Source organism: Methylobacterium sp. WL12 (genome assembly GCF_008039475.1).
Lineage (GTDB): Bacteria > Pseudomonadota > Alphaproteobacteria > Rhizobiales > Beijerinckiaceae > Methylobacterium > Methylobacterium cerastii.
In genome coordinates, this window is the sequence record NZ_VRUW01000011.1 from 58363 (window position 1) to 84081 (window position 25719).

Sequence of the window (25719 nt, forward strand, 5' to 3'; positions counted from 1 at the left end):
GGACAGGATGAGGGGCGTGACATGTCCTGAGAGGGCACGCCCCTCCCCCCTCGGAGCGACCAGGTTCACGCCTGTCGGCGCGCCCGAACCGGACGGATCGCGCGAAACGCGGCGCGCCGGGCACGACCTTGCCATGACGGCGTTCGACGATGCCTGACCCGACAAGCCGACGAGACCGGCCGGGCTTCCCAGATGCTCCGGCGGCCGACCTACGCGAAACCGTCCACGCCACCTGCGTCGTCGTCGGCGAGGCGGGCGTGCTGATCCGGGGCGAATCGCGGGCCGGCAAGTCGAGCCTCGCCCTGGCGCTGATCGAGTGGTGCACCCTTCAGGGCGGCTTCGCGGCGCTGGTCGGCGACGACCGGGTCCGCGTCGAAGCCCGTCACGGGCGCGTCGTGGCGCGCCCGCACCCGGCCATCGCCGGCCTGATCGAGGTCCGCGGCCACGGGATCGTCGCGGTGGACCACGTCCCGGCCTGCATCCTGCGTCTCGTCGTCGACCTCGTGGCGCCCGGGCCGCGCCTGCCCGAACCGCAGGAGCCGGAGGTCGCGATCGTCGGCGTCGCCCTCCCCTGCCTGCGGATCGACCGGGCGGCGCGGAACGTCGGCCTCGCGCCGGGGCTCGTCCTCGCGAAGCTGCTCGCGGCGACGCCTGGCGTGTCTTCGCAGTCGCACACGCCGCCTCGTTGCGGCGAGGCGCCCGCACCCCATAGCGCGGGTGCGGCAGGCGTGGCATGATTGGGACGACGGGCGATCAAAACGTCGCGACGCCTTGAGCCTGTGCGTGCAATGCACAAATTGGCGGACTCGTTCACAGGACACCGGAATACGTGTCGATGATTGGCATGGTGCTCGTCACCCACGGACTGCTCGCGACCGAATTCCGGGCAGCGCTGGAGCACGTGGTCGGCCCTCAGAAGCAGATCGAGACCATCACGATCGGGCCGGAAGACGATATGGAGCTGCGGCGGCGGGACATCATGTCCGCGGTCGGCCGCGTCGACACCGGCACGGGCGTCGTCGTGCTCACCGACATGTTCGGCGGCACGCCGTCGAACCTGGCCCTGTCCTGCATGAACGGCGGCGCCGTCGAGGTGGTGGCGGGCATCAACCTACCGATGCTGATCAAGCTCGCCAGCGTGCGCGACGCGGAATCGCTCGGCGACGCGGTGCTTCACGCCCAGGAAGCCGGCCGCAAGTACATCAACGTCGCCTCGCGCGTGCTCGCCGGCAAATAGTCTTCCCCCCGATCTTGCCGTCCCGACCGCCGACCCGTTACGCACGGTGACGGCCGCGCCGTGCGCGTGCCGGAACAGGCTCGCGCTGCCTACGGCGCGGCGACGGACAGGGAAGCGCGCCGGCGGATGGACGACCTCTTCGAGCCGGACGACGAGCCCCCGACCGTTCCGGAGGGCGGTTTCCTGCGGCGCCTGCCGATCATCAACCGGCGCGGCCTGCATGCGCGGGCCTCGGCCAAGTTCGTCCAGACCGTCGAGCGCTTCGACGCGCAGGTCACCGTCACGCGCGCCGGGGAGACGGTGGGCGGCCGCTCGATCATGGGCCTGCTGACGCTCGGCGCGGCGCAGGGCACCCACGTGACGGTCACCGCCGTCGGCGCCGACGCCGAGGCCTGCCTCGATGCGATCGAAGCCCTGCTCGCCAACAAGTTCGGCGAGGACGAGTAGCGGATCGGACCAAATCCGGTCGATCCCTCCGGGGTGGCGGATCTGGGCTTCGCTCGAGCGCCGCGCGGGCTTGCCCGATACGGCCTCCGCTTGATCGCGCGGCGGCCTATCAGGCCCGGGCCGCGCGGCGCCAGACCACCGCCCGGGCGCCCGCGCCGAGGTGGAGCGTGCCGGCGACCAGCTCGCCGGCGCGGCGTGCGAGCTCGATCCGCATCTGCCCGCGGCGCCCGAACAGGCGCGTCACCACCCGCACCATCGACGCCTCCGACGGGTCGGCGATGATCGGGCGCGCCGCGTGGCGCGCATCGAGCGCCAGGAATTCCTCGACCGCAGCCGGGATCAGGGCCGAGTCGGAGACGTGTTCGACGTCGGCCGCCGCGTCCTCGGCGGACAGGACGCCGACGACGCAATCGGCCGGAACCGTCCGGCGCCCGTCCGCGCGGGCGGCGAGGACCGGGCGGAGGGCCGCGCCGCCCATCGGCAGGCGGGCCGGCGCCGCGAGCCGCATGGGCCGCCGCAGGCCGGCGAGCCGCCCGCGGATCGCGGCCTCGACCTGTTCCGCCCGCGGGCCGTCGATCAGGGCGGCGGCCGGATGCTGCAGGCTCGGCGGCTGCCACAGCTCGGCCCGCGCCCGCCCCCAGATCGCATGCGGCATCGCCATCGGCATCACGCCGCGCAATGCCTCGCGGCCGCTCCCGTCCCGGTCCCAGGCCAGGGCGAAGGCGATGGCCCGGCCGCCGGACTGATGCCGGGCCGCGCTCAGCAGGTAATCCGGGTCGACCCGCGGATCGGTGATCGCGTTGCGCGTCATCAGCGCCCGCCAGGCGGCGACCGCGCCGTCGTCGACGGTGCCGGCGAGGCGCAGGTCCACCCGCCAACCTTCGGTGGCCGCCTCGGTGCCGGTCGAAACCGGGTGGACGTCCACCGCCGCGTCGGGCTGGGCCTGTCCGCCCTGGATCACCGTGAAGCCGTGCGTCATGGCACCTGCGTCCCGCCTTGGCTACGAATCGTCCCGATCCGGGACGTTCGGGCCCCCTCGGGCGCCCTTCGACAGGCTGGTTTCAAGGATGGTGCCGCGGGCTCCGTCATACCAAATCCGGTCGATCCCTTCGGGATGGCGGATTTGGGCTTCGCTCAAGCGCCGCGCGGGCTTGCCTGACACGGCCTCCGCTTCGATTGCGCGGAGGCCGTATCAGCCGCCGGGAATCGCCAGCGGGTTGTTCGTCAGCGCCGCCGCATCCGGCGCGTCGATCCGCGGGCGGCCGAGGAAGGCGTCCCAGAGGCTGACGACGAAGGCCGGATCGAGGTCGCGGACGATCAGCACCAGGCGTGAGGTGCGGTCGTCGTCGGGCCAGGCCGGCAGGGTGACGGGGGCGTGCACCACGTGCTGGACGCCGTGGACCACCACCGGCCGGTCGGGGTCGTCGGCGATCGCGACGAGGCCCTTGAGGCGCAGGAGCTTCGGGCCGTGCCCGCCCCGCAGCAGATCCAGGAACATCTCGAACGCCGGGCGCGGCACCGGCGCGTCGCTGGTCAGCGAGAAGGCGCGGATCGCCGCGTCGTGCCGATTCACGTCGTGGGCGTGGCCGTCCGTCTCGGGCACCGCGCCGAGCCAGGCGCGCACGTCGGCGGCCTTGCCGTCGAGGCCGAAGAAGCCGCCGAGCAGCGTCGCCGCCGGCACGTCGGGCGGATCGATCGGCGCGGACGGGTTGAGGGCGGCCAGCCGCGCCCGCAGAGGCGCGGTGTCCCCGGCCAGATCGGCTTTCGCGAGCACGATCCGGTCGGCCACCGCGGCCTGTCGCATCGCTTCCGGGTGGTCGTCGAACGTCGCGGACCCGTTGACGGCGTCGACGACGGTGACGACGCCCTGGAGCCGGTACCGCATCACGAGATAGGGATGGTAGATCAGCGCGTGCAGGATCGGCGCCGGGTCGGCGAGCCCGGTGGTCTCGATCACCACCCGGCGGAACGGCGTGATCCGGCCGTTGTCGCGCTTGCGCAGCAGGTCTTCCAGCGTCGCGATCAGGTCGCCGCGCACGGTGCAGCACAGGCAGCCGGCGCCGAGGAGGACCATGTCCTCGGTGACGCCCTCGATCAGCAGGTGGTCGAGCCCGATCTCGCCGAACTCGTTGACGATGACGACGGTGTCGGCGAGCGCCGGGTCCCGCAGCATCCGGTTGAGCAGCGTGGTCTTGCCGGCTCCGAGGAAGCCGGTGAGCACGGTGAGCGGGATCGGGTCCGGTCGGCGGGGGGCGTCGGTCATGCGCCCGGCCTAGCGCGGCCGGGCGGCGGGCTCAATCGCTGAGGCCGATCACTCGTCCGCGGTCGCAGCAGACTTCGCAGCGGACGACTTGGCAGCGGACGACTTGGCAGCGGACGACTTGGCAGCGGACGACTTGGCAGCGGACGACTTGGCAGCGGACGACTTGGCAGCGGACGACTTGGCAGCGGACTTTGCCCCGCCGGGCTTGGCCTTCGCCGTCGGCTTGGCGGGCGTCACCTTGGCAGATGTCGGCTTGGCCGGCGCAGGTTTGCCGCCCTTCTGGGTCGCCGTCGTCGCCGGCTTGGTGTGGGCCGGCGTATGCTTGGCCTCCGGCATGCCGGAGGCGTCCACCGCGGTGTAGGCGCTGGCCGAGCGGGGCACGCCGCCGGCGACGGCGGGCTTCGCCTTCCCCTGCGACTTGGCCTGCGCCTTGGCCTCCACGGCCGCGGCCCGCTTCTGCTTGGCCGCCTCCAGCGCCGCCTCGCGCTTGGCCTTGGCGGCCTCGAGCTTCGCGGTGCGGCTCGAGGCGGCGGCGGCCTTCTCGGCCTCGGCCTGCTCGTTGAGCATAATCTGCCCCTCGGCCGGGTCGCGACCGATCCAGACCAGGATCGGCTGCAGCGGCGCGCGCGGCGGCAGGGTCCGGTTCCGCGCGGCCGCGCCGTTCAGCGTCGCCAGGGTCAGCGCGGACGAGGACAGGCCGGCGGCCCCAAGGAACTGCGCGCCGGCGCTGTCGGCCGCGCCGGCGATGGCGCCCGGGCCTTCGTCGATCGGCATCGGCTTCTTGCGGTCGCAGATGTAGGGCCGCATGTCGGGCGGCGCGCCGATCGGCGAGGCCGGCATCGCGTCGAGGGTCTGCGCGGTCCAGCCGGCGGACTGGCCGAAGCCGTAATCGAACAGGTCGGCGGCCTTGAGGTCGCGCTCGCGCGCGCTCGGGCTGCCCATCACGATGGTGAGGATGCGCCGACCGTTGCGGTTGGCGCTCGCCACCACGTTGAAGCCGCCCGCGCAGATGAAGCCGGTCTTCATCCCGTCGACGCCGGCGTAGCGCCCGAGCAGGCCGTTGTGGTTGGCCATCACCGAGCGGCCGAACTGGATCGCCGAGATCGAGAACAGGTCGTGCGAATCGGGGAAGTCGCGCAGCAGCGCGCGGCCGAGCACCGCCATGTCGCGGGCCGAGGTCCATTGCCGGGGATCGGGCAGACCGTTCGGGTTGTACCAGCGGCTCTCGCGCATGCCGATCTTGCGCGCGGTCTCGTTCATCATGTCGGCGAAGCCGTCGACCGTGCCGCCGAGCGTCTCGCCGATCGCGAAGGCCACGTCGTTGGCCGACTTGACCATGATGATCTTCAAAGCGTTGTCGAGGGTGAGCTGCGTGCCCGGCTTGAAGCCCATCTTCGAGGGCGGCTCGGCGGCGGCGGCGGCCGAGATCGTGATCATCGAATCGAGCGAGACTTTGCCCTGCCGCACCAGGTCGAGGGCGACGTAGGTGGTCATCAGCTTGGTGATCGAGGCCGGGTACCAGGGGTCGGTCGCCCCTTGCGCGTAGAGCACCTTGCCGGAATCGACCTCCACCACGAGCACGGGTGCGGTCACGGCGTCGGCCGCCTGCGCACCGAGGAGGCCGGCGAGCGTGGCGAGCCCCAGGGAGAGGCGCCTCAGAAAACGGTTCGACATCGACCCCGACTCAAAGCAATGGAACGCCGCGCCGGCACCGGGCCCGGTGCCGTCCCTCTCGCGGCTGCGAACAAGGGCCCATGGATCGCCGGCCGTTCAACGCGGGCACCGTGGCAAGAGCATGGCGGAGCCTCAGCGTCTCGGCAGGCCCATGGCTGAGCTTCGCGCCTCGGGACACCGATGTGGCGTTGCGGCACGCGGACGCCTATGTGCTGTCGCTCGACGACCTTTTGGAACGGGACGGGGGCCGCGCCGACGGCGCGCGGGCACGGCGGGGCGATGGCGTACGCGGTCAAGGAACTCTTCCACACGCTTCAGGGCGAGGGTGCGCAGGCCGGGCGGGCGTCCGTGTTCTGCCGGTTCGCCGGCTGCAACCTGTGGTCCGGCCGCGAGGCCGACCGGGCCGAGGCGGTCTGCCGGTTCTGCGACACCGCCTTCGTCGGCACCGACGGCGAGGGCGGGGGCAAGTTCGCCACCGCCGACGACCTGGCAGACCGGATCGCGCAGACCTGGGAGGGCGGTCCGCACGGGCACTACGTCGTCTTCACCGGCGGCGAGCCGCTGCTGCAGCTCGATCCCGCCCTGATCGCGGCGGTCCACGCCCGCGGCTTCGCCATCGCGGTGGAGACCAACGGAACGCTGGCGGCGCCCGAGGGGATCGATTGGATCTGCGTCAGCCCCAAGGCCGGCGCCCCCCTGGTGCAGCGGCACGGCGACGAGTTGAAGCTGGTCTTCCCGCAGGCCGGCCTCGCGCCGGAAACCGTCGCCGACCTCGACTTCCACCATCGCTGGCTTCAGCCGATGGACGGCCCGGACCGGGTCGCCAACACCGGCGCGGCGGTCGCCTATTGCCGGGCGGATGCGCGCTGGCGGCTCTCGCTCCAGACGCACAAGATGATCGGGATTCCGTAGCGGGCGCTCTGGAGCCGCGAAAGGTCCTTGCGACTTGACAGCCCCCCGGAATGCTTGGAAGCCCGCTCGATGCGTCCGAGGCGGACGCCGTCGCGTGGGCGACGGTGCGGTCGGGCGCTGAGCGCAGCACCATCGGAGAGCGTGCGATGGACGTGATCGAGACCCGGCTCGCCGGGGTGATGCGGGTGAAGCCGAAGCGCTTCGGCGACGCCCGCGGCTGGTTCTCGGAGACGTTCCGCGTCGACGCGCTGGCGCGGGCCGGCATCACCTGCGCGTTCGTGCAGGACAACCAGTCGTTCTCCGTGCCCAAGGGAACGATCCGCGGCTTGCACTTCCAGGTCGCGCCGCAGCCGCAGGCCAAGCTCGTGCGGGTGCTCTCCGGGGCGATCCTCGATGTGGCGGTCGATCTCCGCCGCGATTCTGCCACCTACGGTCAGCATGTGACGGTGACGTTGGATGCGGAGGGCGGCGAGCAGCTGTTCATCCCGCACGGCTTCGCCCACGGGTTCTGCACCCTGACGCCCGACACGATGGTGGCCTACAAGGTGGACGCGTACTACAGCCCGGCCCACGACCGCGCCCTGGTCTGGAACGACCCCAAGGTCGGCATCGACTGGCCGGTCTCGGCGGCGGAGGCGATCCTGTCGGACAAGGACAAGGCGGCGCCGCGCCTGTCGGACCTCGGACCGGTGTTCTGAGGACCCGGCTTGCGACGACCGTCGACGCATTCAAGGAAAGGCCTGCCATGCGCATTCTGGTGACCGGAGGTTGCGGCTTCATCGGCTCCGCTCTCGTGCTCCATCTCGTGCGCGACCTCGGCCACGACGTGCTGACGCTGGACGCGCTGACCTACGCGGCCAACCCGGTGTCGCTGGACAGCCTCGCCGAGGATTCCCGCCACCGCCTTGTCGAGGCCGACATCTGCGACGCCGACGCGGTGCGCGCGGCCTTCGCAGACTTTGCGCCGGAGGCGGTGATGCACCTGGCGGCGGAAAGCCACGTCGACCGCTCGATCACCGATCCGGGCGCCTTCATCCAGACCAACGTCATCGGCACGCAGGTGATGCTGGATGCCGCGCGCGGCCACTACGAAGCACTGCCAGCGGAGGCGAAGGCGCGGTTCCGCTTCCTCCACGTCTCGACGGACGAGGTCTACGGCTCGCTGCCGCCGGACGCGTTCTTCACCGAGGACAGCCGCTACGATCCGCGCTCGCCCTACTCCGCCTCGAAGGCAGCCTCGGACCACCTGGCGCGGGCGTGGCACGAGACCTACGGCCTGCCGGTGCTGGTGACGAACTGCTCGAACAATTACGGGCCGCGCCACTTCCCGGAGAAGCTGATCCCGCTGATGATCCTCAACGCGCTCGAAGGCCGCAAGCTGCCGGTCTACGGCGACGGCCTGAACGAGCGCGATTGGATCCATGTCGAGGACCACGCGCGCGGCCTCGTGGCGGTGCTGGAGCGCGGCCGGGTCGGCGAGACCTATCTGCTCGGCGGCCGCGCGGTACGCAACAACCTCGCCGTGGTGAAGGCGCTCTGCGCCGCCTTCGACCGGCTTCGGCCCGAGGGCGCCCCGCACGAAAACCTGATCAGCTTCGTCGCCGACCGTCCCGGACACGACCGGCGCTACGCGATCGATCCGAGCAAGGCGGAGGCCGAAGTCGGCTGGGCGCCGTCCAAGACCTTCGAGCAGGCCTTGGAGGAGACCGTGCGCTGGTACCTCGACAACGAGGCCTGGTGGCGCCCGATCCGCGAGGGCCGCTACACCGGCGAGCGCCTCGGCCTCGCGCCGAGCGAGGGCGCGCCCACGACAGGCAAGGGCGCCTGAATGGACATCCTCGTTCTCGGCGGCGCCGGGCAGGTCGGCACCGAGCTGCAGGCCTACGCCTGGCCTGACGGCGTCACGGTGCACGCCCCCGACCGCGGAGCCCTCGACATCACCGACGCCGATGCCGTCGCCCGCCTGCTGGCGGAACGTCGCTTCGCGGCGGTGATCAACACGGCCGCCTACACCGCGGTCGACAAGGCCGAATCCGAGCCGGTTTCGGCCTGGCGCCTCAACGCGCTGGCGCCGGCGATCCTGGCCGCCGAGACGGCGCGCCACGCGATCCCGCTGGTGCACGTCTCCACCGACTACGTCTTCGACGGCACGCGCCCCGGCGCCTACCGGCCCGACGACCCCATCGCCCCGCGCAGCGTCTACGGCGCGAGCAAGGCCGGCGGCGAGCTGGCGGTGCGGGCCGGCAACCCGCGCCACGCGATCCTGCGCACCGCCTGGGTGGTGAGCCCGCACCGGGGCAACTTCGTGAAGACGATGCTGCGGCTCGCGGCCGAACGCGACCGGCTCACCGTGGTCGACGACCAGCACGGCTGCCCGACCTCCGCCGCCGACCTCGCCGCGGCGCTCGCCGTGGTCGCCCTGCGCATGGCGGACGACGCGAACGCGCCGACCGGGACCTTCCACTGCGTCAACGCCGGGACGACCACCTGGCACGGCTTTGCGCAAGCCGTCGTCGCCGGCAGCGTGGCGCGCGGCGGGCGCGAGGTGCCGGTCGCCGGCATCCCGACCAGCGCCTACCCGACGCCGGCGCGGCGCCCGGCCAATTCCGAACTGTCCACCGAGAGCCTGCACGCAGCCTACGGCATCGCGATGCGACCGTGGCAACAGGCTCTCGACACCATCCTCGACCGCCTGATCGGGCCGGTCCCAACGGAGGCGTCCCGATGAAGGGCATCATCCTGGCCGGCGGCTCCGGCACGCGGCTTCACCCGGCCACGCTGTCGATCAACAAGCAGCTGCTGCCGGTCTACGACAAGCCGATGATCTACTATCCGGTCTCGGTGCTGATGCTGGCCGGCATCCGCGAGATCCTGATCATCTCGAGCCCGGAACACCTCGACAACTACAAGCGCCTGTTCGGCACCGGCGAGCAGTTCGGCTTACGCTTCTCCTACGCGGTCCAGCCGAAGCCCGAGGGGCTGGCCCAGGCCTTCATCATCGGCCGCGACTTCGTCGGCGACGACGACGTGGCGCTGATCCTCGGCGACAACCTGTTCTTCGGCGCCGGCATGAGCGACCTGCTGGCGCGCGCCGCCGAGCGCAAGGCCGGCGCGACGGTGTTCGCCTACCACGTCGAGAACCCGCAGGCCTACGGCGTCGTCACCCTGGACGCGGCCGGGCGCCCGTTGCGCCTGGTCGAGAAGCCGACCGAGCCGGAATCGACCTGGGCGGTCACCGGCCTGTACTTCTACGACAACCAGGTGCTCGACATCGCCGCCGCGGTGAAGCCGTCGCCGCGCGGCGAGCTCGAGATTACCTCGGTCAACGAGGCCTACCTCGAGCTGAGCCAGCTCCACGTCGAGAAGATGTCCCGCGGCTACGCCTGGCTCGACACCGGCACCCACGACAGCCTGCTCGAAGCCTCCGAGTTCGTGCGCACGATCCAGAACCGTCAGGGCCTCCAGGTCGCATGCCTGGAGGAGATCGCGTTCGAGCGCGGCTTCATCGGTCGCGACCAGCTCGTCGCCCGCGGCGAGCTGTTCAAGAAGACCGCCTACGGGCAGAACCTCCTCAGGCTGGCGCGCGAACACGCGGCAGAATGAACCGCCGCCCGGGCGGGCGCTATTTCGGGCTGCAGCCGATGCAGATGCCGCGCATGAGCTGGTCGTCCTGCTTCTCGTTCGGCGTGCGCGTCCGGCGGTCGTCGGCGGTGGCCGCGCCGGCCCCGGTCGAGGGCGGCATGGTCCGGCCGACGCGCGAGGTGTTCGGCGCCGTCACCGTCGAGGCCGCGCCGCCGCCGGTCCCGGTCTCGGCCTGGGCGAGGGCTTGCCCCGCGAGGAAGCCTTGCCCCGGGAGGAAGCCTTGCCCCGGGAGGGACGACGCCAGAGCGGCGGCGAGGACGAAGACGGAAATCGGGCGGGTTCTGGACATCGTGCGCTCCTTGGTCCCGGCGTAACGCGGCTCGCGGCGCGGCGGTTCGACCTGTCGTGCGCCTCGTTCGCGTCCAACCTTTGCAGTCGGGCCTGCGCCGCCGTATCAGGACCCGCCTTCGCTGCGTCGCGAAGCGCCGACGCCCGCCGAGCCCGCACGCCGAACTTCCGGAGCCGACACCGCGATGCGGGAACCGAACGCGATCGACTTCTGGCGGGGGCTCGCCCTCGTCACGATCTTCATCAACCACGTCCCCGGCAACACCTTCGAGCGCTACACCTACTCGCAATACGGCATCTCGGACGCGGCCGAGCTGTTCGTGTTCCTGGCCGGCTGGTCGATCGGCATCGCCACCCGCGGCCGCGACGGCACGCCCGAGCCGCGCCTGCGCTCGGTCCTGCGCCTGCTGTCGCGCACCATCGAGGTCTACCGGGCGCAGCTCGCCGTGATGGTGATCGCGCTGGCGATGATCGCCGGCACCGCGCTGGTGTTCGACAACCCGCTCATCCTCGAATGGCACAATGCCGGCGGGTTCTTCGCCGACCCGATCCAGACCGTCGTCGGCATGGTCCTGCTGACCCACCAGCTCGGGTTCTTCAACATCCTGCCGCTCTACGTGGTGCTGCTCGGGATTGCCCCGGTCTTCGTGCTGATCGCCCGGCTGAACCGGCTCCTGGCGCTGGGGCTCTCGGTCGGGCTCTATCTCGCCAGCCTGGTCGAGGAGTGGAACCTGCAATCCTGGCCCGGCCAGGGCGACTGGTTCTTCGATCCGTGGTGCTGGCAGCTGCTGCTCGTGCTCGGCTTCGTGCTGCAGGACTGGAACCGCACCTCGGGCACGCTCCGGCTCTGGTCGCGTCGGCTGTTCCCCCTCGGGATCGCGATCGTCGTGCTCGGGATCGTGCTCTCCGTGCTGGAGATCCGGCCCGATCCGATGCTGGTGCCGGACCCGCGACTGCTGTTCACCTTCGACAAGACCTACCTGACGCCGGCACGCCTGTTACATTTCGTGGGCGTCCTTCTCGCGTTCGGCCCGGTCTACGGTATCATCGCGCCTCGGATCCCCTTGATTGTCGGGTATCTTGCGGGCTTGGGCCGGAATTCCCTGGCCGTGTTCTCCATGGGATCGATCTTGAGCCTCGGCGGCCAGCTCTTGCGGTTTCGGACCGGCGGCGGATTGGTCGTCGACATGATCGTGCTCGCCGTCGGCATCGTCGGCCTCGGCGCGACGGCGTGGTTCGTGGAATGGCGCGGCCGCAAGCCCCGGGTGGCGTCGTGAGGACAAGCGCGATGCACCGGATCGCCGTCGCATGGCTTATCGCCCTGCTCGCGGCTTGGCCGGTCGCGCCTTGGCCGGTCGCAGCTCAGGAGGCGCCCCGTGCGCCGGGCGTCCCGATGGTGGTGTCGCCGCCCTCCGGGGCCGGGAGCAAGGAGGCGGAGCCGGGCGATCCGAGCCTGTCGCCGGAATGCCGCGTCCCGGGCTCGCAGCTCTACACCCTGTCCCAGCTTCCGGCGGTGAAGGCGGCGTTGCAGAAGAACCGCCCGGTGCGGGTGCTCGCCATCGGCGGCAACGCCGCGCCCGGGGCCTCGGCGACCTATCCGGTCAAGCTCGAGACGGCGCTGGAGCGCGCGATGCCCAACGTCGACGTGGTGATGGAATATCGCGGCCTCCAGGGCGAGATCGCCTCGGGCGCGGCCGAGCGGCTGCGCAGCATGGTCGCCGACGTGGAGCCGGACCTCGTGATCTGGCAGGTCGGCACCCACGACGCCCTCGCCCGGGTCGAGCTCGACGCCTTCACCGACGCCCTCACCGAGACCGTGAAGTGGATCAAGTCGCACGACATCGACGTGGTGCTGGTCGACCCGCTCTACACCGCGAGCCTCGCGGCGGACGCCTACTACACCAGCATCGTCCAGTCGGTGCGCACCGTGGCGACGCAGGAGAAGGTGCCGCTGGTGCTGCGCTACGACGCGATGCGCTACCTCGCCGGGCGTAGCGACAAGGGCGAGGGCCACATGCTCGGCCAGCAGTTCCGCCTCAACGACCTCGGCCTGCGCTGCATGGCCGAACACGTCAGCCGCGCGATCACGCTGTCGCTGCAGCAGCCCGAGGCCACCGGAACCGCGGGAGCGACGGCGCCGAAGCCCACCGGTACCGCGGGGGCGACGGCGGTGCCGGCGAGGCCCTGAGGCCGGCAAAGCCGTGACGTTGGTAAGACCCCGACGTTGGTAAGACCCTGACGTTGGTAAGACCCTGACGTTGGTAAGACCCTGACCCTGCCCCATTAACCCCGCCGCAACGGCGGCCGGGTTAGGGCTCGGGGCCGATCCGCGCGGGATCGAGGAGGCGGACATGGCGGCGGCGACCCTCGGCTCGGCCGTCCACCGCCTGCGCGCCGCCGCGACCGGCCCCGCCCGCACCGCCCTCGACGTGTTCGCGATCCGCATCGCCTCGGCCGGCTTCGCCTACGGCGCGCAGGTGCTCACCGCCCGGCTGATGGGCTGGCAGGAATACGGCATCTTCGCCACGGTCTGGGTCTGGACCGCGATGATCGGCCATTCGGTCACGCTCGGCCTGTCGCAGGGCGCCTGCCGCTTCCTGCCGGTCGACCAGGCCCGCGGCGACCTCGACCACGCCCGCGGCTACCTCGTGGCCGGCGCCGTCGCGATCGGCGCGGCGGCCCTCCTCGTCGCCGGGCTCGGCGCCGCGATCCTGACGCTGCGGCCGGATTGGGTCGCCGGGCCCTACCGGGCGCCCCTCCTCGTCGCCGCGCTGGTGCTGCCGCTGTTCGCGCTCCAGGACTTCCTGGAAGGCCTCGCCCGCAGCCAGAACTGGGCGGTGCTGGCGATCGCCCCGCCCTACCTCGTGCGCCAGACCGTGATGATGGTCGCGATGGTCGCCGCGATCCTGCTCGGGGCGCCCGCCCACGCCTGGGTCGCGATGGCCTGCATGCTCGCCGCCGCGATCCTGTCGGTGGCGATCCAGGCGACGATCGTGATCGCGCGGATGGCGCGCACCCTGCCCAAGGGCCCGCGCCGCTACCGCTGGCGCCACTGGCTCGGCGCCAGCCTGCCGATCGCGCTGATCGACCTGGCCAACGCCGGCTTCACCTTCGTCGACGTGGTGGTGCTCGGCTTCCTGATGCCGCCCTCGGCGGTCGGCCTGTACTTCGCCGCGACCCGCATCCAGCAATTCGTGGTGTTCGTGCACTTCGCCGCCGTCGCCGCCACCGCGCAGCGCTTCAGCGCGGCGCATGCGGTCGGCGACCGGGCGACGCTGGCCTGGCTCGTGCGCCTGCAGGGCCGCGGCACCCTGGCGGCCACCGCCCTCGTCGCGCTCGCCGTCGTCGCCGCCAGCCCGCTGCTCCTGGCGATGTTCGGCCCGCAATTCTCCGACAGCATCCCGATCCTCGCCGTGCTCGCCGCCGGCAGCGTCGCCGCGAGCCTGTTCGGCCCGGGCGAGGATTTGCTGACCATGCTCGGCGGTGAGCGGCTCTGCGCCGGCATCACCCTGGCGATGCTGGCGGTGGCCGTCGGCGCCTGCCTGCTCCTCGTGCCGCATCTCGGGGTGATCGGCGCGGCGCTCGGGATGGCGCTGACCACGATCCTGCGCGCCGGCATCCTGGCGCTGGCGGCGCACCGCGTCCACGGCCTCTCGACCCCGGTCTGGACCGGCCTTTTCACGGCGAACCCGCGATGATCCCCGCCGTCCACATGCCCGCGATCGAGGCCGGCCCGTCCGACGCGCCGGATGCGGCCGAATGGGACGACCTGTTCGCGCGGGCGCGGGCGCCGCATCCGCACTACGCCCGCCACGTCGTCGCCGCGCATCAGCGCGCCGGCCTCGCCCCCGAGGCCCTGCGCTTCGTCAAAATCCGCCGCGCAGGACGGCTCGAAGCCGCCCTGCCCTACCAGCTCGCGCGCGACGTCAGCGCGCTCGGGGGCCGAGTCGCGCGGCCCTTCCTCTCGCCCTTCGTCACCGCGACCGCGCCCCTCGTCGCCGACGGCCCGGCACGCGACGCCGTGCTCGACGCCCTCGTCGCGGGCCTCGCAGCCGCCTCCGGCGGCCGGGCCTGGCGCTGGCCGCTGCTGCCCCTCGACGGCCCGGCCGGCGCCGGCCTCGTCGCAGCGATGGACCGCGCCGGCTGGCGGCGCGCCACGGTGGCCGCGTTCGCGCGCCCGGTGCTCGACCGGCGTGCGAGCCACGACGCGTTCCTGGAGGGCCACCCGCACAAGGGCCGCCTGAAGGACCTGCGCCGCCGCGCCAAGCGCCTCGGCGAGGCCGGCGCGGTGACCTTCGCGACCGCGACCGCCGGCCCCAACCTCGACCAAGCGGTCGCGGCCTTCCTCGCGCTGGAGCGCGCGGGCTGGAAGGGCGCGGCCGGCACGGCGATGGCCTGCCGGCCGGAGCACGCGGCCTTCGCGCGCGCGCTGTTCGGGCAGAAGAAAGGGCCGGCGCAGGGGCCGGTCGGCGCCCGCGCGGACATCCTGGCGCTGGACGGCCGGCCGGTGGCGATCAGCCTCGCGCTCGTCGGCGGCGGCGTCGCGACGCTTCTGAAGACCGCCTACGACGAGGTACAGCGCGCCTGCGCCCCGGGGCTGCTGCTGGAGGCCGAGATCGTGCGCGCCTGCCACCACGACGCCTTCGCCGACAGGCTCGATTCGGCGACGCTCGCGGGCTCGGCCCTCGAAGGCCTCTACCGCGAGCGCGAGACCGTGGCCGAGATCATCGCGATGCCGCCGGGGCGCGACGCGCTCTCGCTGGAGCGCCGGGTCGCCCTCGCCCGCTTCGAGCATCGAGCCCGCGACGAGGCCAGGCGGCGGCTCGGCCGCTGACGCGTTTTATGGAAAATCGCGCCGCCGTCACGCGCGCCGGCGGCGCCAGCCGTCGAAGAAGGCGGGGTCCGTGAGCCCCGCGGCGAGCACGCCGAACAGCCCGAGATGCAGGCCGAGCGCCGCGAGCCCGACCCCGTGCAGCGACCACAGGGCGACGGCCCCGCCCAGCATCGACGGCGGCCCCGCCACGTAGGCGAATCTGCGCCAGCCCGCGGCCGGCCGCCCGAGGCGCCAGAGGCAGGCCGCGAGCGCGGCCAACGCCAGACCGCCCTTGATCAGGGCCATGCAGCGGATCACCCGGACGAGATCCGGATCGATCGCAACAGCAGGCGCCCGCACGACCCCGACCGTCCCGGCGACGAGCGCGACGGCGGCGGCCACGACCAGCACCGGGCGCGGCCCGAGCCCGATCGCGACGCGTGCGGGAAACACCGTCGCGTCCGGGGCGAAAGCTGTGGGGACCCGCATCGATGCCTCCGCGTGCGTCCAGGATCGGCTTTGGGCTACCCCCGGCTGGGGTCGCGTCTCAGTGTGAACGTCGGGCAGGCGGTGTGCAACGCATGCATCTCTGCCGGTCCGCTTCGAGCCGAAAAGATCATCGCGCAGGCCCAGGCGGCCCCCACGATCGGACGTTCCACCCGGGCGATCCGATTGGATCGCAGCGCCACCCTCATGCGAGGATGGACGACGGAAGGCGTACCGTGAACGTCGTGCCCTGGGCGTTGGTCGCGGTCGCGAGAATGCCGTCGATCTGGCGCACGAAGGCTTCGACGAAGCGCGAGCCGAGTCCCGAGCCGGATGGCCCACCGCCGGTGACCACGAGACCGGCGCCGTTGTCGCTGACGGTCAGGGCGACCTCACCCTCACGCCGGTCGAACCCGAGGACGATCTGACCTTTCCCGTCAGGGAACGCGTACTTGACCGCATTCGTCGCGAGCTCGTTGACGATCAGTCCGATCGTCACCGCGTGATCGGGATCGATCGACAGCGGCTCCGCGGAGACGGAGATGGTGACGTGCGAGCCCTCCCCCAGAAGACTGGCGCGCAAGCTCGTGGCGATGCCGGTGAGGTAGGTGTCCATCGGGACCGGGCCGAGCGCGGCGGAGCGCGCGATGACATCGTACAGCTGGGCGACCGCACCGATCCGAGCCTGCATGGCCCGGTAGCCTTCCCGGCACGGTTCGGCCGCCCGGCGGGCCTCGTAGGATACGAAGGAGGTGATGACCGTCAGGCTGTTCTTGATCCGATGGGCCAGCTCGGTCGACAGCATCTCGCGATGCCGTTCGAGCATCCGCGCCTCGGTCACGTCCTCGAACACCACCAGCATCCGGGTGACGTGATCGCCGGGGCGGAACACCTTGCGGGCGTTCAGCTTGAAGATTCGTCTTCCGAGGCCCGGAAATTCGTCCTCGATCTCGAAGCCGTCGAAGGCCTCCTCGTCCGGGACCACGCGCGCCAACAGCGCCTGCAGCTTCCCGATCTTCCATTGCCCCTGCGACAGGTCGTGAAGCTTGTGGCCGATCACGGCTTCGGCGGGCACGTCGAAGAGCTGCAGGAAGGCGCGGCTCGCGGTGGTCACCCGCATGTCGCCTTCGAGGATCAGGAGCGGATCCCGAATGGTATCGACGACGTTCTGGGCAAGTTCCCAGGTGCGTTCGCTTTCGCGTCGCGCTTCGCGCGCCTCCGTCACGTCCTCGATGGCCAGCAGAAGCCGCTCTGTGCCGTCGCCCGGGCGGTAGACCTTGCGGGCGTTGAGAAGCATGACCTTGCGACCGATCCCGGGAAAGTCGTGCTCGACCTCGTAGGCCTCGACGACCTGGTCATCGGGGATGATCGTGCCGAGCAGGTCTCGGAGAGCCGGAATGTCCCACTGGTCGTTGCCGAGCTCGAACAATCGCTGCCCGATGGTGTCCTCGACCGTCACGCCGAAGGTGCGGCAGAACGCGCGATTGGCCGACCGGACGCGCAGATCCCCGTCGAGCACCAGAAGACCGGTCGGGATGGTTTCGACGATGTCGTTGGCGCTGATGGCGTTCATGCCAGCCCATCCATCCGGATCTCCGCCGTCTTCCTGCATGGCGGTCGTCCCCGAGTCGTTATGGCTCTTCAAGCAGTAGACCGCGACGGACCGACATCATAGATCCTTCGGCAGACAGCCCCGACGCCAGCCGACATTCCCGATGCCCAGCGCGCGAACGTCGGCCTTTTGCATCCTACAGGTCGATCGCTACGCCACGATCGGGTCGAGACCAGCCGGTCGAGCAGGCTCGCGTTTCAATCCGAGGCTCGACGCCGAGGACAAATTCGCCCCCCCGGCCGGCGCCGCTCGTCCCGCTCAGCCCGGCGGGATCACCTCGATCTGCAGGCCGCCGTAATAGGCCGCGAGGTTGGCGATGTCGGCATCCGACAGGTCTTTGGCCACGACCGACATCACCGGGTTCTGCCGGGTGCCGTCGCGGTACTCGGTGAGCGCCTTCACGAGGTAGACCTCGACCTGGCCGGCGAGGTTCGGCGCCTCGGGTAGCTTCGAGAGCCCGTCCATCCCGTGGCAGGTCTGGCAGGCGGTGGCGCGCTTCCGGCCCGCCGCCGCGTCGCCGGCCTGGGCGAGGGCGGGCGCGAGGGCGAGGATCAGGGCGAAGGCGGCGAGGCGGATCATGCGGGGACCGGGCGGGTGCGAGCCTGTGGACGTTCGAGAATGCGCATCGCCCGCACGCCGCCGAGCCCGGGATCGGCACCCCGGCCGCACGCGCCGGGCGAGCCCGGCGCGTGCGTGTGCAGGTGACTGTGCAAGTGGTTTTGCAAGTGGTTTTGAAAGTGATCCTGGAAGTGATCGTGCAAGTGGCCGTTCAGGTGTCGGTGCGTGTGGCTGTACCGATGGAAGTGTGTTCTATTTCGCGTCGTTTTCGTACGAAATCCGGTAGATCGCGCCGGCCGAGTCGTCGGAGACCAGGAGCGAGCCGTCGAGCAGCACCGCGACGTCCACGGGGCGGCCGAGATACTCGCCGTCGCCGGTCAGCCAGCCTTCCGCGAAGGGCTTCGGCTGGCCGACCTTGCCGTCGACGACGGGCGCGAACATGACGCGCGCGCCGACCGGCTCGGTGCGGTTCCACGAGCCGTGCTCGGCGATGAAGATGCCGCCGCGATAGGCCTGCGGGAACTGGCGGCCGTTGTAGAAGGTCAGCCCGAGGTCGGCCGCGTGCGGCGCCAGCTCGGCCACCGGGGCGACGACGCCGGCCGGCGGGGTCTGGTCCTTGTACTCGACGGTGCGGACGGCGCCGCCGCCGAACCACGGGAAGCCGAAGTTCTCGCCGGCCTTGGTGGCGTGGTTGAGCTCGCCCGGCGGCTTGTCGTCGCCCATGCCGTCGACCTGGTTGTCGGTGAACCACAACGACTTGTCGGCGGCGAAGTCGATGCCGACGGAGTTGCGGATGCCGGTGGCGTAGACCTCGCGGTTCTTGCCGTTGGCGTCCATGCGCACGATCCCGCCGATGCCGTGCGTGCGGTAGAGATCCATCTTCTCGGGCGCCGGCACGTTGTAGGGCTGGCCGAGCGCGATGTAGGTCTTGCCGTCCGGGCCGACGCGGCAGACGCGGGCGGTGTGGTTGTAGCTCTCCTCCGAGGCCGGGATCAGCTCGCCCTGCTTGACCACGATTCCGGCGGCGACGTCCGGGTTCTCGTAGAAGAACTCGGCCGCGGGGAAGGACAGCACCCGGTTCTGCTCGACAACCGTGAGCACGCCGTCCTTCGAGAAGCAGACGCCGTTGGGGATCTTGAAGTCGATGCCCGGCGCGAAGGCGCGGACCTCGTCGGCGACGCGGTCCTTGTCGCGGTCGGTGACGGTGTAGACCTTGGTCTTGCGGGTGCCGACGAACAGCACGCCGGCATTGGGGCCGACGGCGATCGCGCGGGCGTCCGGCACGATCGCGTAGAGGTCGATCTTGAAGCCCTCGGGGAGCTTGATCTTGGCGAGCGTCTTGCGGATCGCGTCGGCCTTGCGGCCGGTCTGCGGGATTTCGGGGGCGGGCGCCGTGTTGGTGCTCTGCATGCCCTGGAGCTTGACCAAGTCGTCCACCTTGGCCTTGGTCTCGGCGGGCGGCGCGCCCTGGGCGAGGGCGGACGTGACGAGGGCGGCGCTGGACAGAAGCGCGGCGAGGAACACCGGACGCATGGGGCTGATCTCCCGAGACCGCCCTTGAGACCGGGCGTTGGCGGGGAGTGTATGCCGCGGGCGGGCGCCGGCAAGGCCGCGTCGTAACGCGGCCCGGCCTCTGTCGCCTCAGGCGACCTTGCGCGGCACCAGCCGCTCGCTGGCGAGGGCGTGCTCCGCGCCGGAGACGCCGGCCTCGGTGTACTCGGCGTCCTCGTTGACCCGCCAGACGTCGTGGCGGCGTTTGCCCGCGACGATGTTCTCGACGGTGAGCATCGCCGTCATCATCGCATGGTCCTGATTGTTGTACTTGTGCATGCCGTTGCGCCCCACAAGATGCAACGTAGGGTAGTCCATCTCCAGCTCGATCCGCACCAGCGCGACGTTCTCGGCATAGGTCTCGTCGTAGACCGGATAGGCCTTGGGCTGGCGCACGACGCAGGCGTCGATCACGTCGGCCGGGTCGATCAGGCCGATCTGCCCGATCTCGCGCTTGGCCAGCGCCACGAGGTCGGCGTCGCTCGCGGTCCAGAGGCCGTCGCCCTCGAAGCAGAAATATTCGAGTCCGAGGCAGGTGTGGGCCTCGTCGGGCACCATCTCCGGCGACCACGAGCGGAAGTTCTGCACCCGGCCGACCTGGACGGACGGGTCGTGGATGTAGATCCAGTTGTCCGGGAAGTACTCCTGCGACTTGGCGATCAGCGCCACCGTGACGAAGTCGCGGTACTGCAGCGCCCGCGCCTGGAATGTGCTGATCGGGCGCGGCGTGATCGCGTCCACGAGCTCGCGCACGGGCGCCGACGAGATCACGTGGCGCGCGGTGAAGGTCTCGCGCGTGCCGTCGCCGCGCAGGGCCGAGACGCGCCACAGGCCGGCGGCGGCGTCGAACGAGAGGCCGTCGACGCCGCGGTCGAGCAGCACCTTTCCGCCCTGCGCGGCGATCTTGTCGGCGGCCGCCTCCCACATCATGCCGGGGCCGCGGCGGGGATAGCGGAACGACTCGATCAGCGTCTTGATCACCGGCTCGCCGGCCTTGCGCTTGGCCTTGATCCCGAGCGATCGCTTCAGCGCGTCGCGGATGGCGGCGCCGAGGTCGAGGCCCTTGATGCGCTGCGCGGCCCAATCGGCCGAGATCGCGTCGCAGGACATGCCCCAGACCTTCTCGGTGTAGGTCTTGAAGAAGATCGAGAACAGCTTCTCGCCGAACTGGTTGCGGACCCAGCCGTGGAAGTGCTTGGGCTCATGGATCGGCTTGGCGCGGGCGTAGAGGTAGGACAGCACGCAGGCGGTGCTGGTGAGGATCCCAAGGTTGCGCAGGGCCTCGAACGCCTTCAACGGGTAGGCGTAGTACTTGCCCTGGTAATAGATCCGCGATAGGCGCGGACGCTCGATGAAGTCGTTGGGCAGGATCTCGTCCCAGAGGTCGACCACGGCCTTCGACTTCGAGAAGAAGCGGTGCCCGCCGATGTCGAACAGGTAGCCGTTGTGGCTCACCGTGCGCGAGATGCCGCCGACCTGATCCGGGTCGCGCTCCAGCACGGTGACGTCGCGGCCCTGCTTCGACAGCAGGTAGGCCGCCGTCAGCCCGGCGGGTCCGCCGCCGATCACCAGCGTCTCGGTGTGGTGACTCATCCGCTGCCCCGGCCTGCCTTCGCGTCGTCGGACCTTGCTCCCGGCGTGGTTAAGGAAACCTGCCAAGCCGGCGGCCTTGACCGCCCGTTAAGCGCGTTCGCGGCAAGGTCGCGCCAGCACGACGAGATCCGTCGCGGCCGGACCCTCCGGCGGACAACCGGAGAGGCGCGATGGCGGCCACAGCTTCGTTTCCGGCCGCGCCGCCGGCGGGCCTCCATGCGCGCAAGCTCCTGTGGCTGCTGGTCCTATTCTGCGTCGTCACGCTGTATCCGCCGGGCGACGTGATCGAGACGATCCGGCACCTGCGCGTGCCCGACACCGACGACGCCATGCGCCTGGTCGAGGCCCGCGACCTCGCCGCCGGCCAGGGCTGGTACGACAACGTGCAGTACCGCTTCCTGCCGCCGGACGGCGTGCCGAGCCACTGGTCGCGCCTGCTCGACGCGCCGCTGGCCTGCCTGCTGCTCGTGCTGACGCCGTGGGTCGGCTCCGGTCTGGCGGAGGGGCTCGTCGCGGCGTTCTGGCCGCCGCTGCTGCTCGCGGTCTACGCGACCGCGCTTTTTTCCGGCGTCCGGACGAGCTTCGGCCCGCGGGCGGCGGTGCTGGCGGTGCTCGCCGCGACGCAGACCTTCGGCGTCACCGTGCAATTCGCCGCCGGCCGCGTCGACCACCACGACGTGCAGATGATCGCGATCCTCGGGATGGCGACGGCCCTGATCCGCGGCGGCGCGCGGGCCGGGGTGGCGGCCGGGGCACTCGCGGCCTTCTCCCTGGCGATCGGCCTCGAAGGCCTGCCCTCCGTCGCGCTCGGGGCGCTGTTCGTGGTCGGCGACTGGGTCTTTCGCGGCCGGCCGGCCCTGCCCTGCTTCCTCGGCTTCGGCCTCGGGCTCGGGCTCGCGGCGCCGCTCCTGTTCGGGGCCCAGACCGCGCCGCATCTCTGGACCGCGACCGCCTGCGACGCGCTCTCGCCGCCCTGGCTCTGGCTCGCGTGCGGCGGGGGCGCGGCCGCGCTCGTCTGCGCCGGGCTCGACCGGCGGCTCGGCTCGATCGGGGCGCGCATCGCCGTCGTCGCGGCGATCGGCGCGGTCCTCGTCGGCGGCTTCGCCCTGCTGTTTCCGATCTGCCTCGTCGGCCCGTTCCCGGGGATGACGCTGCTGGTCCGAGACCGCTGGCTGCTCATGGTCAACGAGATGACCTCGGTGCCGAAGTTCGTCGCCCGCCGGCAGTGGGAGATGCTGGTCTACTATCCCGTCCTGGCGCTGGCGGCTTTCGCCGCCTCCTGGGCGGCGTTCCGCGGGGCGCCCGAACATCGGCGCGCCTACGGCGTCGCCGCCGTCCTCCTCTGGCCGGGCCTCGTCATCGGCTGGTTCCAGTTCCGTGGGATCTACGTCGCCTCCGGGCTGATCCCGTTGGTGGCCGGGCCGGTGCTCGACCGCGCACTCGCGCTGGCGGGCGACCGCGCTGCCGCGCCGCGCCGGCGGGCCGGCCTCGCCGCCCTCGGCATCGCGATGATCAGCACCGCCTGGATGGCCCCGGCGGCCCTCGCCGGCTTGTTCGAAGAAAGCGGGGCCGCCGCGGCGAGCGCCGAGGCCTTCGCCTGCCAGGCCGACGGCGCGGTGAAGCCGCTCGCCGCGCTTCCCGCCGGAACGGTGCTCGCGCCGGTCGTCATGGGTCCGTCGATCCTGATGCGGACGCCGCATGCGGTGGTCGCGGCGCCGTATCACCGGGCGATCCCAGGGCTCACCGCCGCGATCGAAGGTCTCGGCGGCAGCGAGGCCGACCTGCGCCGGCACGTGGCGGCGCACGGCGTCCGCTACGTCGTCGTCTGCCGTGCGCGGCCGAGCCCAGGCCTCGACGGGCCCGCCTTCGCCACGCGCCTCGCCCGCGGCGAAGTCCAGGCCGACTGGCTCGAACCGCTGCCCCTCGACGGCGACGTGCTGAAGGTTTGGCGGGTGCGGTAGCGCGGATCGCGACCGGGTCGCGCCGCCTCGCTCACGATGTCGTAAAGGTCGCGATGCGAAGGCGCGCCTCCGGCTGCCTACTTCACAACCCGGTCGAGCTTGTTGTTGACGAAGAAGTACAGCTCCTTCGCCCCGGGCTCGGTGTAGAGCACTTGCACCTCACGACCCGCGCGGCCTTCACCCACCAGCACGTCCACCGGCGGGCGGCCCTTCAGGCGCACGAGGTCGCACTCGCCGATCCCGAGTTCGATCGCGGCGGCGCTCGTCGGGACCGGCCCGGTGCAGGACCCGTCCGGCGCGAGCACCGGACCGGTGAAGGTCGGCGCCGCGGCCACGCGCGGCGGGATCGGGACGATCTCGGAAGGGGCCGGCGGCGGCGTCCGCTCGGTCACGGTGCAGGCGCCGAGGAGGGCTGCCGCGAACAGGGTGCCGCTGGCGAGCGTTCGCAGGTCGGGCAACGTCACGGCGCCTCCTTGCGCTCCAAGTTGGGTGCGGTGCCCTCGCGGGCCTTCAGCGCGGCGGCGTAAAGGGCCGAGACGTCGCGCTTGAACGCCGCCCGCGCATCGGGGCGGGAATAGAACATGTGCCCGCCAGGGTACACCGCGAGCGACAGCCGCGGCTCAGGCCCATAGGACGGGATTTGGTCGATCAGCAGTTTGGAGGCGAAGTACGGCGTCACCAGGTCGGTGAAGCCGTGCGCCACCAGCACCCGGACGTTGCCGTCGAGCGCCAGCACCCCGCGAAGCGCTCCGACCGCCTCGGGCGCGGAGCGGCCGCCGCCCCAACTCCAGCTGCGGTTCACGGCGGTGTTCAGAAGCTCGTAGCGCAGGTTCGTCACCCGCCAGTTCAGCTTCTTCGCGTAGAGGTCGATCATCGCGCTGGTGAGCGGCGCCTGCAAAGCGGTGAGCAGCGGGTCGTCGAAGCCGGAATGCGCCGCGGTCGGGTCCGGGTCCCAGCCGCTGACGCCGGTGTCGTAGGCGCTGGCGACGCGGCCCGTGGCGCGGTCGACTTCGCGCTGGACGCTGTTCGACGACAGCCGCCCGCCCTGTGCCTTGACGAATGCCGGATCGAGCCCTGTCAGCGCGGCGACGCGCTCGGTGAGGCGCGCCACCGCCGGCGCGTCGTTCGGCCCCTTCAACAGGTCGGCCAGGTAGGCGCCGGTGGCGTAGCGCTCGGTGTCGGCGAGCGTGTCGCGGGTCGGCACGGTGCCGGCCCGCTCGAGGGCGCCGGCCGCATACGAGGGCAGCCGCAGGATGTTGCCCCACGGGTTGGACCGCGGCGGCGACAGGGTGCCGAAATCGAGGACCGGCGAGAGCAGCACGAGGCCCGACAGGCCGACGCCGACATCCTCCTGGAGCTTGGCGGCGATCAGCGGCCCGCGGAAGCCGCCGTAGCTCTCGCCGACGTAGAACTTCGGGTCGCCCATGCGGGTGTTGACGCGCAGGTAGCGGGCGATCGCCGCCGACAGCACCGAGGCATCCGAGTCGACGCTCCAATACGCCTTGCCGTCGCCGTCGGCGGCGCGGCTGTAGCCGGTGCCGACCGGATCGATGAAGACGAGGTCGGTGAAGTCGAGCCAGGTGCCGTCGTTCGGCACCAGCGCCACCGAACGTGACGGGCTGATGCTCGACCCGTCGGCCGGCAGGCGCCACGGGCCGATCGCGCCGACGTTCAGGTAGGCCGACGCCGCGCCGGGGCCGCCGTTGATCGCGAAGGTGATCGGCCGCGCCGTCCCGGCCGCCGCGGGGCGAGTGTAGGCGACGAAGGCGATCTCGGCCTGCAGCTTGCCGGACTCGTCGACCAGCGGCAGGCTGCCGGCGGTGGCGGTGAAGTCGAGCTTCTGGCCGTTGGGGAGCGTGACGCTCTGCTCGGTGGTGGAATCGGGCGGAAGCTTGCGGCCCTCGGCCGGCCGCGATTCGGAGGGGCCGCGCTGCGGCGCCTGGGCGATGGCCGGAAGCGGGGCGAAAGCCATCAGGAGCGCAAACCCGAACGCGCATGCCCTCCCCCCCCTGCGGGAGAGGGTTTGCCTCGCGTCGGCGAGGCTCGGGAGAGGGGTGCGCGTTATCCGGCACTGTCGCTCCCCCCTCCCGGCCCGCTGAGCGGGCAACCTTCTCCCGCAGAGGGGGGAGGGAAGCGCGCGGAGCGCGGCCTCGATCGCATTGTCAAACAAGCGCATGGCGAATCCTGAAATCCGGTCGGGTGCGCGAGGGAACGTCACGCCTTCTTCAGCCAGCGGCCGTCGTCGTCCTGCTGCCAGTAGGCGACCGCGTGGCCGGCGGCCTTGGCCGCCTTCCACTGCTCGCGGGCGCGCAGGAGCGCATCCTGGTCGGTGCCGTCGAACAGCACGCAGATGCGCTGGTAGTCGCCGACATCCGGCGGCAGGTCGGCGCCCTCGACGAGGAAGCGGATGGCGGCGGCGTTGGGGTTGGTCTCGCGCAGCGTCAGCACCACCGGCTGGCTCGCCGCATCCGGCTCGCGATCGGTGCCGTGGGGCAGGAAGCTGTCGTCGCGGAAGGTCCAGAGGTGGTCGTCGAGCGCCTGCAGCCGCTCCTCGGTCGCCGCCTGGATCGCCGCCTGCCAGCCGCGCTCGCGCGACTTCTCGACGAGGTTCGGCAGCACCGCTTCGAGCGGCTGGTTCTGGAGGTGGTAGAAGAGGATGTCCGTCACGTCCGCTCAGATAGG

At 71.5% G+C, this 25719-nt stretch carries 25 protein-coding genes; 13 read left to right on the forward strand and 12 right to left on the reverse strand.

The features are described 5' to 3' along the window. Window positions 1-149 precede the first annotated feature (149 nt). The 3 genes from FV226_RS06920 (at window position 150) to FV226_RS06930 (ending at window position 1684) form a co-directional block, all read left to right on the forward strand. Window positions 150-737, forward strand: coding sequence for a hypothetical protein (locus tag FV226_RS06920; RefSeq protein WP_147762314.1), 588 nt, complete (start codon window positions 150-152; stop codon window positions 735-737). A 98-nt stretch (window positions 738-835) separates the two neighbouring features. Next, window positions 836-1237: a PTS sugar transporter subunit IIA gene (locus tag FV226_RS06925; protein ID WP_147751901.1), complete on the forward strand. Its 402-nt coding sequence runs from the start codon at window positions 836-838 to the stop codon at window positions 1235-1237. 126 nt (window positions 1238-1363) lie between these two features. Continuing rightward, window positions 1364-1684: an HPr family phosphocarrier protein gene (locus FV226_RS06930; protein WP_147751899.1), complete on the forward strand. Its 321-nt coding sequence runs from the start codon at window positions 1364-1366 to the stop codon at window positions 1682-1684. Window positions 1685-1793: 109 nt separating this feature from the next. Here the strand turns inward: FV226_RS06930 and FV226_RS06935 are convergent, their stop codons facing one another. The 3 genes from FV226_RS06935 to FV226_RS06945 all read right to left on the reverse strand — a co-directional run bounded on the left by FV226_RS06935 (window position 1794) and on the right by FV226_RS06945 (window position 5621). Then, entirely contained in the window at window positions 1794-2663 is an 870-nt protein-coding gene (locus FV226_RS06935; protein WP_147762315.1) for a hypothetical protein, read from the reverse strand. 213 nt (window positions 2664-2876) lie between these two features. Beyond that, a complete protein-coding gene (locus tag FV226_RS06940) occupies window positions 2877-3947 on the reverse strand; it encodes a GTP-binding protein (RefSeq protein WP_147762316.1) in 1071 nt (356 codons plus the stop codon). Window positions 3948-3995: 48 nt separating this feature from the next. After that, a complete protein-coding gene (locus tag FV226_RS06945; RefSeq protein ID WP_147762317.1) occupies window positions 3996-5621 on the reverse strand; it encodes a D-alanyl-D-alanine carboxypeptidase family protein in 1626 nt (541 codons plus the stop codon). Between the two features lie 279 nt (window positions 5622-5900). Between FV226_RS06945 and queE the strand changes: the two genes are divergently transcribed. From queE to rfbA, 5 genes are all read left to right on the forward strand, one after another. Then, window positions 5901-6533: a 7-carboxy-7-deazaguanine synthase gene (queE, locus tag FV226_RS06950; protein WP_147762318.1), complete on the forward strand. Its 633-nt coding sequence runs from the start codon at window positions 5901-5903 to the stop codon at window positions 6531-6533. Between the two features lie 146 nt (window positions 6534-6679). Next, window positions 6680-7231, forward strand: a complete 552-nt coding sequence (gene rfbC, locus FV226_RS06955) for a dTDP-4-dehydrorhamnose 3,5-epimerase (RefSeq protein WP_147762319.1) — start codon at window positions 6680-6682, stop codon at window positions 7229-7231. 47 nt (window positions 7232-7278) lie between these two features. Beyond that, a complete protein-coding gene (rfbB, locus tag FV226_RS06960) occupies window positions 7279-8361 on the forward strand; it encodes a dTDP-glucose 4,6-dehydratase (protein ID WP_147762320.1) in 1083 nt (360 codons plus the stop codon). Next, window positions 8362-9261 (forward strand): dTDP-4-dehydrorhamnose reductase, encoded by a 900-nt coding sequence (rfbD, locus tag FV226_RS06965; protein ID WP_147762321.1) that lies wholly within the window; start codon window positions 8362-8364, stop codon window positions 9259-9261. It begins immediately after the preceding gene. Continuing rightward, entirely contained in the window at window positions 9258-10136 is an 879-nt protein-coding gene (gene rfbA, locus FV226_RS06970) for a glucose-1-phosphate thymidylyltransferase RfbA (RefSeq protein WP_147762322.1), read from the forward strand. The genes rfbD and rfbA overlap by 4 nt, the downstream gene beginning before the upstream one ends. A gap of 19 nt (window positions 10137-10155) precedes the next feature. Here the strand turns inward: rfbA and FV226_RS06975 are convergent, their stop codons facing one another. Further along, window positions 10156-10464: a hypothetical protein gene (locus FV226_RS06975; protein ID WP_246685554.1), complete on the reverse strand. Its 309-nt coding sequence runs from the start codon at window positions 10462-10464 to the stop codon at window positions 10156-10158. A gap of 184 nt (window positions 10465-10648) precedes the next feature. Between FV226_RS06975 and FV226_RS06980 the strand changes: the two genes are divergently transcribed. The 4 genes from FV226_RS06980 (at window position 10649) to FV226_RS06995 (ending at window position 15297) form a co-directional block, all read left to right on the forward strand. Beyond that, the gene (locus FV226_RS06980; protein ID WP_147762323.1) at window positions 10649-11740 is read left to right on the forward strand and encodes an OpgC domain-containing protein; all 1092 of its coding nucleotides are present in this window, start codon (window positions 10649-10651) and stop codon (window positions 11738-11740) included. A 116-nt stretch (window positions 11741-11856) separates the two neighbouring features. Beyond that, on the forward strand, window positions 11857-12651 hold the full coding sequence (locus tag FV226_RS06985) for a GDSL-type esterase/lipase family protein (RefSeq protein WP_246685555.1): 795 nt from the start codon (window positions 11857-11859) through the stop codon (window positions 12649-12651). A gap of 163 nt (window positions 12652-12814) precedes the next feature. Then, window positions 12815-14161: an oligosaccharide flippase family protein gene (locus FV226_RS06990; RefSeq protein ID WP_147762325.1), complete on the forward strand. Its 1347-nt coding sequence runs from the start codon at window positions 12815-12817 to the stop codon at window positions 14159-14161. Then, window positions 14158-15297, forward strand: a complete 1140-nt coding sequence (locus FV226_RS06995) for a GNAT family N-acetyltransferase (protein ID WP_246691517.1) — start codon at window positions 14158-14160, stop codon at window positions 15295-15297. Before FV226_RS06990 ends, FV226_RS06995 begins: the two co-directional genes overlap by 4 nt. Before the next feature lie 27 nt (window positions 15298-15324). On the opposite strand, the gene FV226_RS07000 is transcribed toward FV226_RS06995, so the two are convergent. The 5 genes from FV226_RS07000 to FV226_RS07020 form a co-directional block, all read right to left on the reverse strand. Next, window positions 15325-15765 (reverse strand): hypothetical protein, encoded by a 441-nt coding sequence (locus tag FV226_RS07000; RefSeq protein WP_246691518.1) that lies wholly within the window; start codon window positions 15763-15765, stop codon window positions 15325-15327. Window positions 15766-15967: 202 nt separating this feature from the next. Continuing rightward, window positions 15968-17374: a PAS domain-containing protein gene (locus FV226_RS07005; protein WP_246686155.1), complete on the reverse strand. Its 1407-nt coding sequence runs from the start codon at window positions 17372-17374 to the stop codon at window positions 15968-15970. A gap of 258 nt (window positions 17375-17632) precedes the next feature. Next, window positions 17633-17953 carry a cytochrome c gene (locus FV226_RS07010; RefSeq protein ID WP_147751373.1) on the reverse strand — a complete coding sequence of 107 codons (321 nt, stop codon included), beginning with the start codon at window positions 17951-17953 and terminating at the stop codon, window positions 17633-17635. A 231-nt stretch (window positions 17954-18184) separates the two neighbouring features. After that, window positions 18185-19465, reverse strand: coding sequence for a PQQ-dependent sugar dehydrogenase (locus FV226_RS07015; protein ID WP_147762326.1), 1281 nt, complete (start codon window positions 19463-19465; stop codon window positions 18185-18187). 108 nt (window positions 19466-19573) lie between these two features. Then, window positions 19574-21076, reverse strand: coding sequence for an NAD(P)/FAD-dependent oxidoreductase (locus tag FV226_RS07020; RefSeq protein WP_147762327.1), 1503 nt, complete (start codon window positions 21074-21076; stop codon window positions 19574-19576). Window positions 21077-21246: 170 nt separating this feature from the next. Here FV226_RS07020 and FV226_RS07025 point away from each other — a divergent pair, with 170 nt between their 5' ends. Beyond that, window positions 21247-23037 (forward strand): hypothetical protein, encoded by a 1791-nt coding sequence (locus tag FV226_RS07025; RefSeq protein WP_147762328.1) that lies wholly within the window; start codon window positions 21247-21249, stop codon window positions 23035-23037. A gap of 77 nt (window positions 23038-23114) precedes the next feature. Here FV226_RS07025 and FV226_RS07030 read toward each other — a convergent pair whose 3' ends face one another. The 3 genes from FV226_RS07030 to FV226_RS07040 all read right to left on the reverse strand — a co-directional run bounded on the left by FV226_RS07030 (window position 23115) and on the right by FV226_RS07040 (window position 25704). Beyond that, complete coding sequence (locus FV226_RS07030; protein ID WP_246685529.1) at window positions 23115-23429, reverse strand: hypothetical protein; 315 nt, start codon at window positions 23427-23429, stop codon at window positions 23115-23117. Window positions 23430-23497: 68 nt separating this feature from the next. Next, the gene (locus FV226_RS07035) at window positions 23498-25009 is read right to left on the reverse strand and encodes a peptidase S10 (RefSeq protein ID WP_147762330.1); all 1512 of its coding nucleotides are present in this window, start codon (window positions 25007-25009) and stop codon (window positions 23498-23500) included. A 242-nt stretch (window positions 25010-25251) separates the two neighbouring features. After that, entirely contained in the window at window positions 25252-25704 is a 453-nt protein-coding gene (locus tag FV226_RS07040) for a DNA polymerase III subunit chi (RefSeq protein WP_147762331.1), read from the reverse strand. Window positions 25705-25719: the final 15 nt, after the last annotated feature.

Coding starts and splice junctions, on each gene's coding strand:
- rfbC (WP_147762319.1), top strand. CDS start 6,680: ATGGACGTGATCGAGACCCGGCTCGCCGGGGTGATGCGGGTGAAGCCG.
- queE (WP_147762318.1), top strand. CDS start 5,901: ATGGCGTACGCGGTCAAGGAACTCTTCCACACGCTTCAGGGCGAGGGT.
- rfbA (WP_147762322.1), top strand. CDS start 9,258: ATGAAGGGCATCATCCTGGCCGGCGGCTCCGGCACGCGGCTTCACCCG.
- FV226_RS06945 (WP_147762317.1), bottom strand. CDS start 5,621: ATGTCGAACCGTTTTCTGAGGCGCCTCTCCCTGGGGCTCGCCACGCTC.
- FV226_RS06980 (WP_147762323.1), top strand. CDS start 10,649: ATGCGGGAACCGAACGCGATCGACTTCTGGCGGGGGCTCGCCCTCGTC.
- FV226_RS07010 (WP_147751373.1), bottom strand. CDS start 17,953: ATGATCCGCCTCGCCGCCTTCGCCCTGATCCTCGCCCTCGCGCCCGCC.
- FV226_RS06935 (WP_147762315.1), bottom strand. CDS start 2,663: ATGACGCACGGCTTCACGGTGATCCAGGGCGGACAGGCCCAGCCCGAC.
- FV226_RS06920 (WP_147762314.1), top strand. CDS start 150: ATGCCTGACCCGACAAGCCGACGAGACCGGCCGGGCTTCCCAGATGCT.
- FV226_RS06975 (WP_246685554.1), bottom strand. CDS start 10,464: ATGTCCAGAACCCGCCCGATTTCCGTCTTCGTCCTCGCCGCCGCTCTG.
- FV226_RS06925 (WP_147751901.1), top strand. CDS start 836: ATGATTGGCATGGTGCTCGTCACCCACGGACTGCTCGCGACCGAATTC.
- rfbB (WP_147762320.1), top strand. CDS start 7,279: ATGCGCATTCTGGTGACCGGAGGTTGCGGCTTCATCGGCTCCGCTCTC.
- FV226_RS07020 (WP_147762327.1), bottom strand. CDS start 21,076: ATGAGTCACCACACCGAGACGCTGGTGATCGGCGGCGGACCCGCCGGG.
- FV226_RS07025 (WP_147762328.1), top strand. CDS start 21,247: ATGGCGGCCACAGCTTCGTTTCCGGCCGCGCCGCCGGCGGGCCTCCAT.
- FV226_RS06940 (WP_147762316.1), bottom strand. CDS start 3,947: ATGACCGACGCCCCCCGCCGACCGGACCCGATCCCGCTCACCGTGCTC.
- FV226_RS07015 (WP_147762326.1), bottom strand. CDS start 19,465: ATGCGTCCGGTGTTCCTCGCCGCGCTTCTGTCCAGCGCCGCCCTCGTC.
- FV226_RS07005 (WP_246686155.1), bottom strand. CDS start 17,374: ATGCAGGAAGACGGCGGAGATCCGGATGGATGGGCTGGCATGAACGCC.
- FV226_RS06985 (WP_246685555.1), top strand. CDS start 11,857: ATGGTGGTGTCGCCGCCCTCCGGGGCCGGGAGCAAGGAGGCGGAGCCG.
- FV226_RS06995 (WP_246691517.1), top strand. CDS start 14,158: ATGATCCCCGCCGTCCACATGCCCGCGATCGAGGCCGGCCCGTCCGAC.
- FV226_RS06990 (WP_147762325.1), top strand. CDS start 12,815: ATGGCGGCGGCGACCCTCGGCTCGGCCGTCCACCGCCTGCGCGCCGCC.
- rfbD (WP_147762321.1), top strand. CDS start 8,362: ATGGACATCCTCGTTCTCGGCGGCGCCGGGCAGGTCGGCACCGAGCTG.
- FV226_RS06930 (WP_147751899.1), top strand. CDS start 1,364: ATGGACGACCTCTTCGAGCCGGACGACGAGCCCCCGACCGTTCCGGAG.
- FV226_RS07035 (WP_147762330.1), bottom strand. CDS start 25,009: ATGGCTTTCGCCCCGCTTCCGGCCATCGCCCAGGCGCCGCAGCGCGGC.
- FV226_RS07000 (WP_246691518.1), bottom strand. CDS start 15,765: ATGCGGGTCCCCACAGCTTTCGCCCCGGACGCGACGGTGTTTCCCGCA.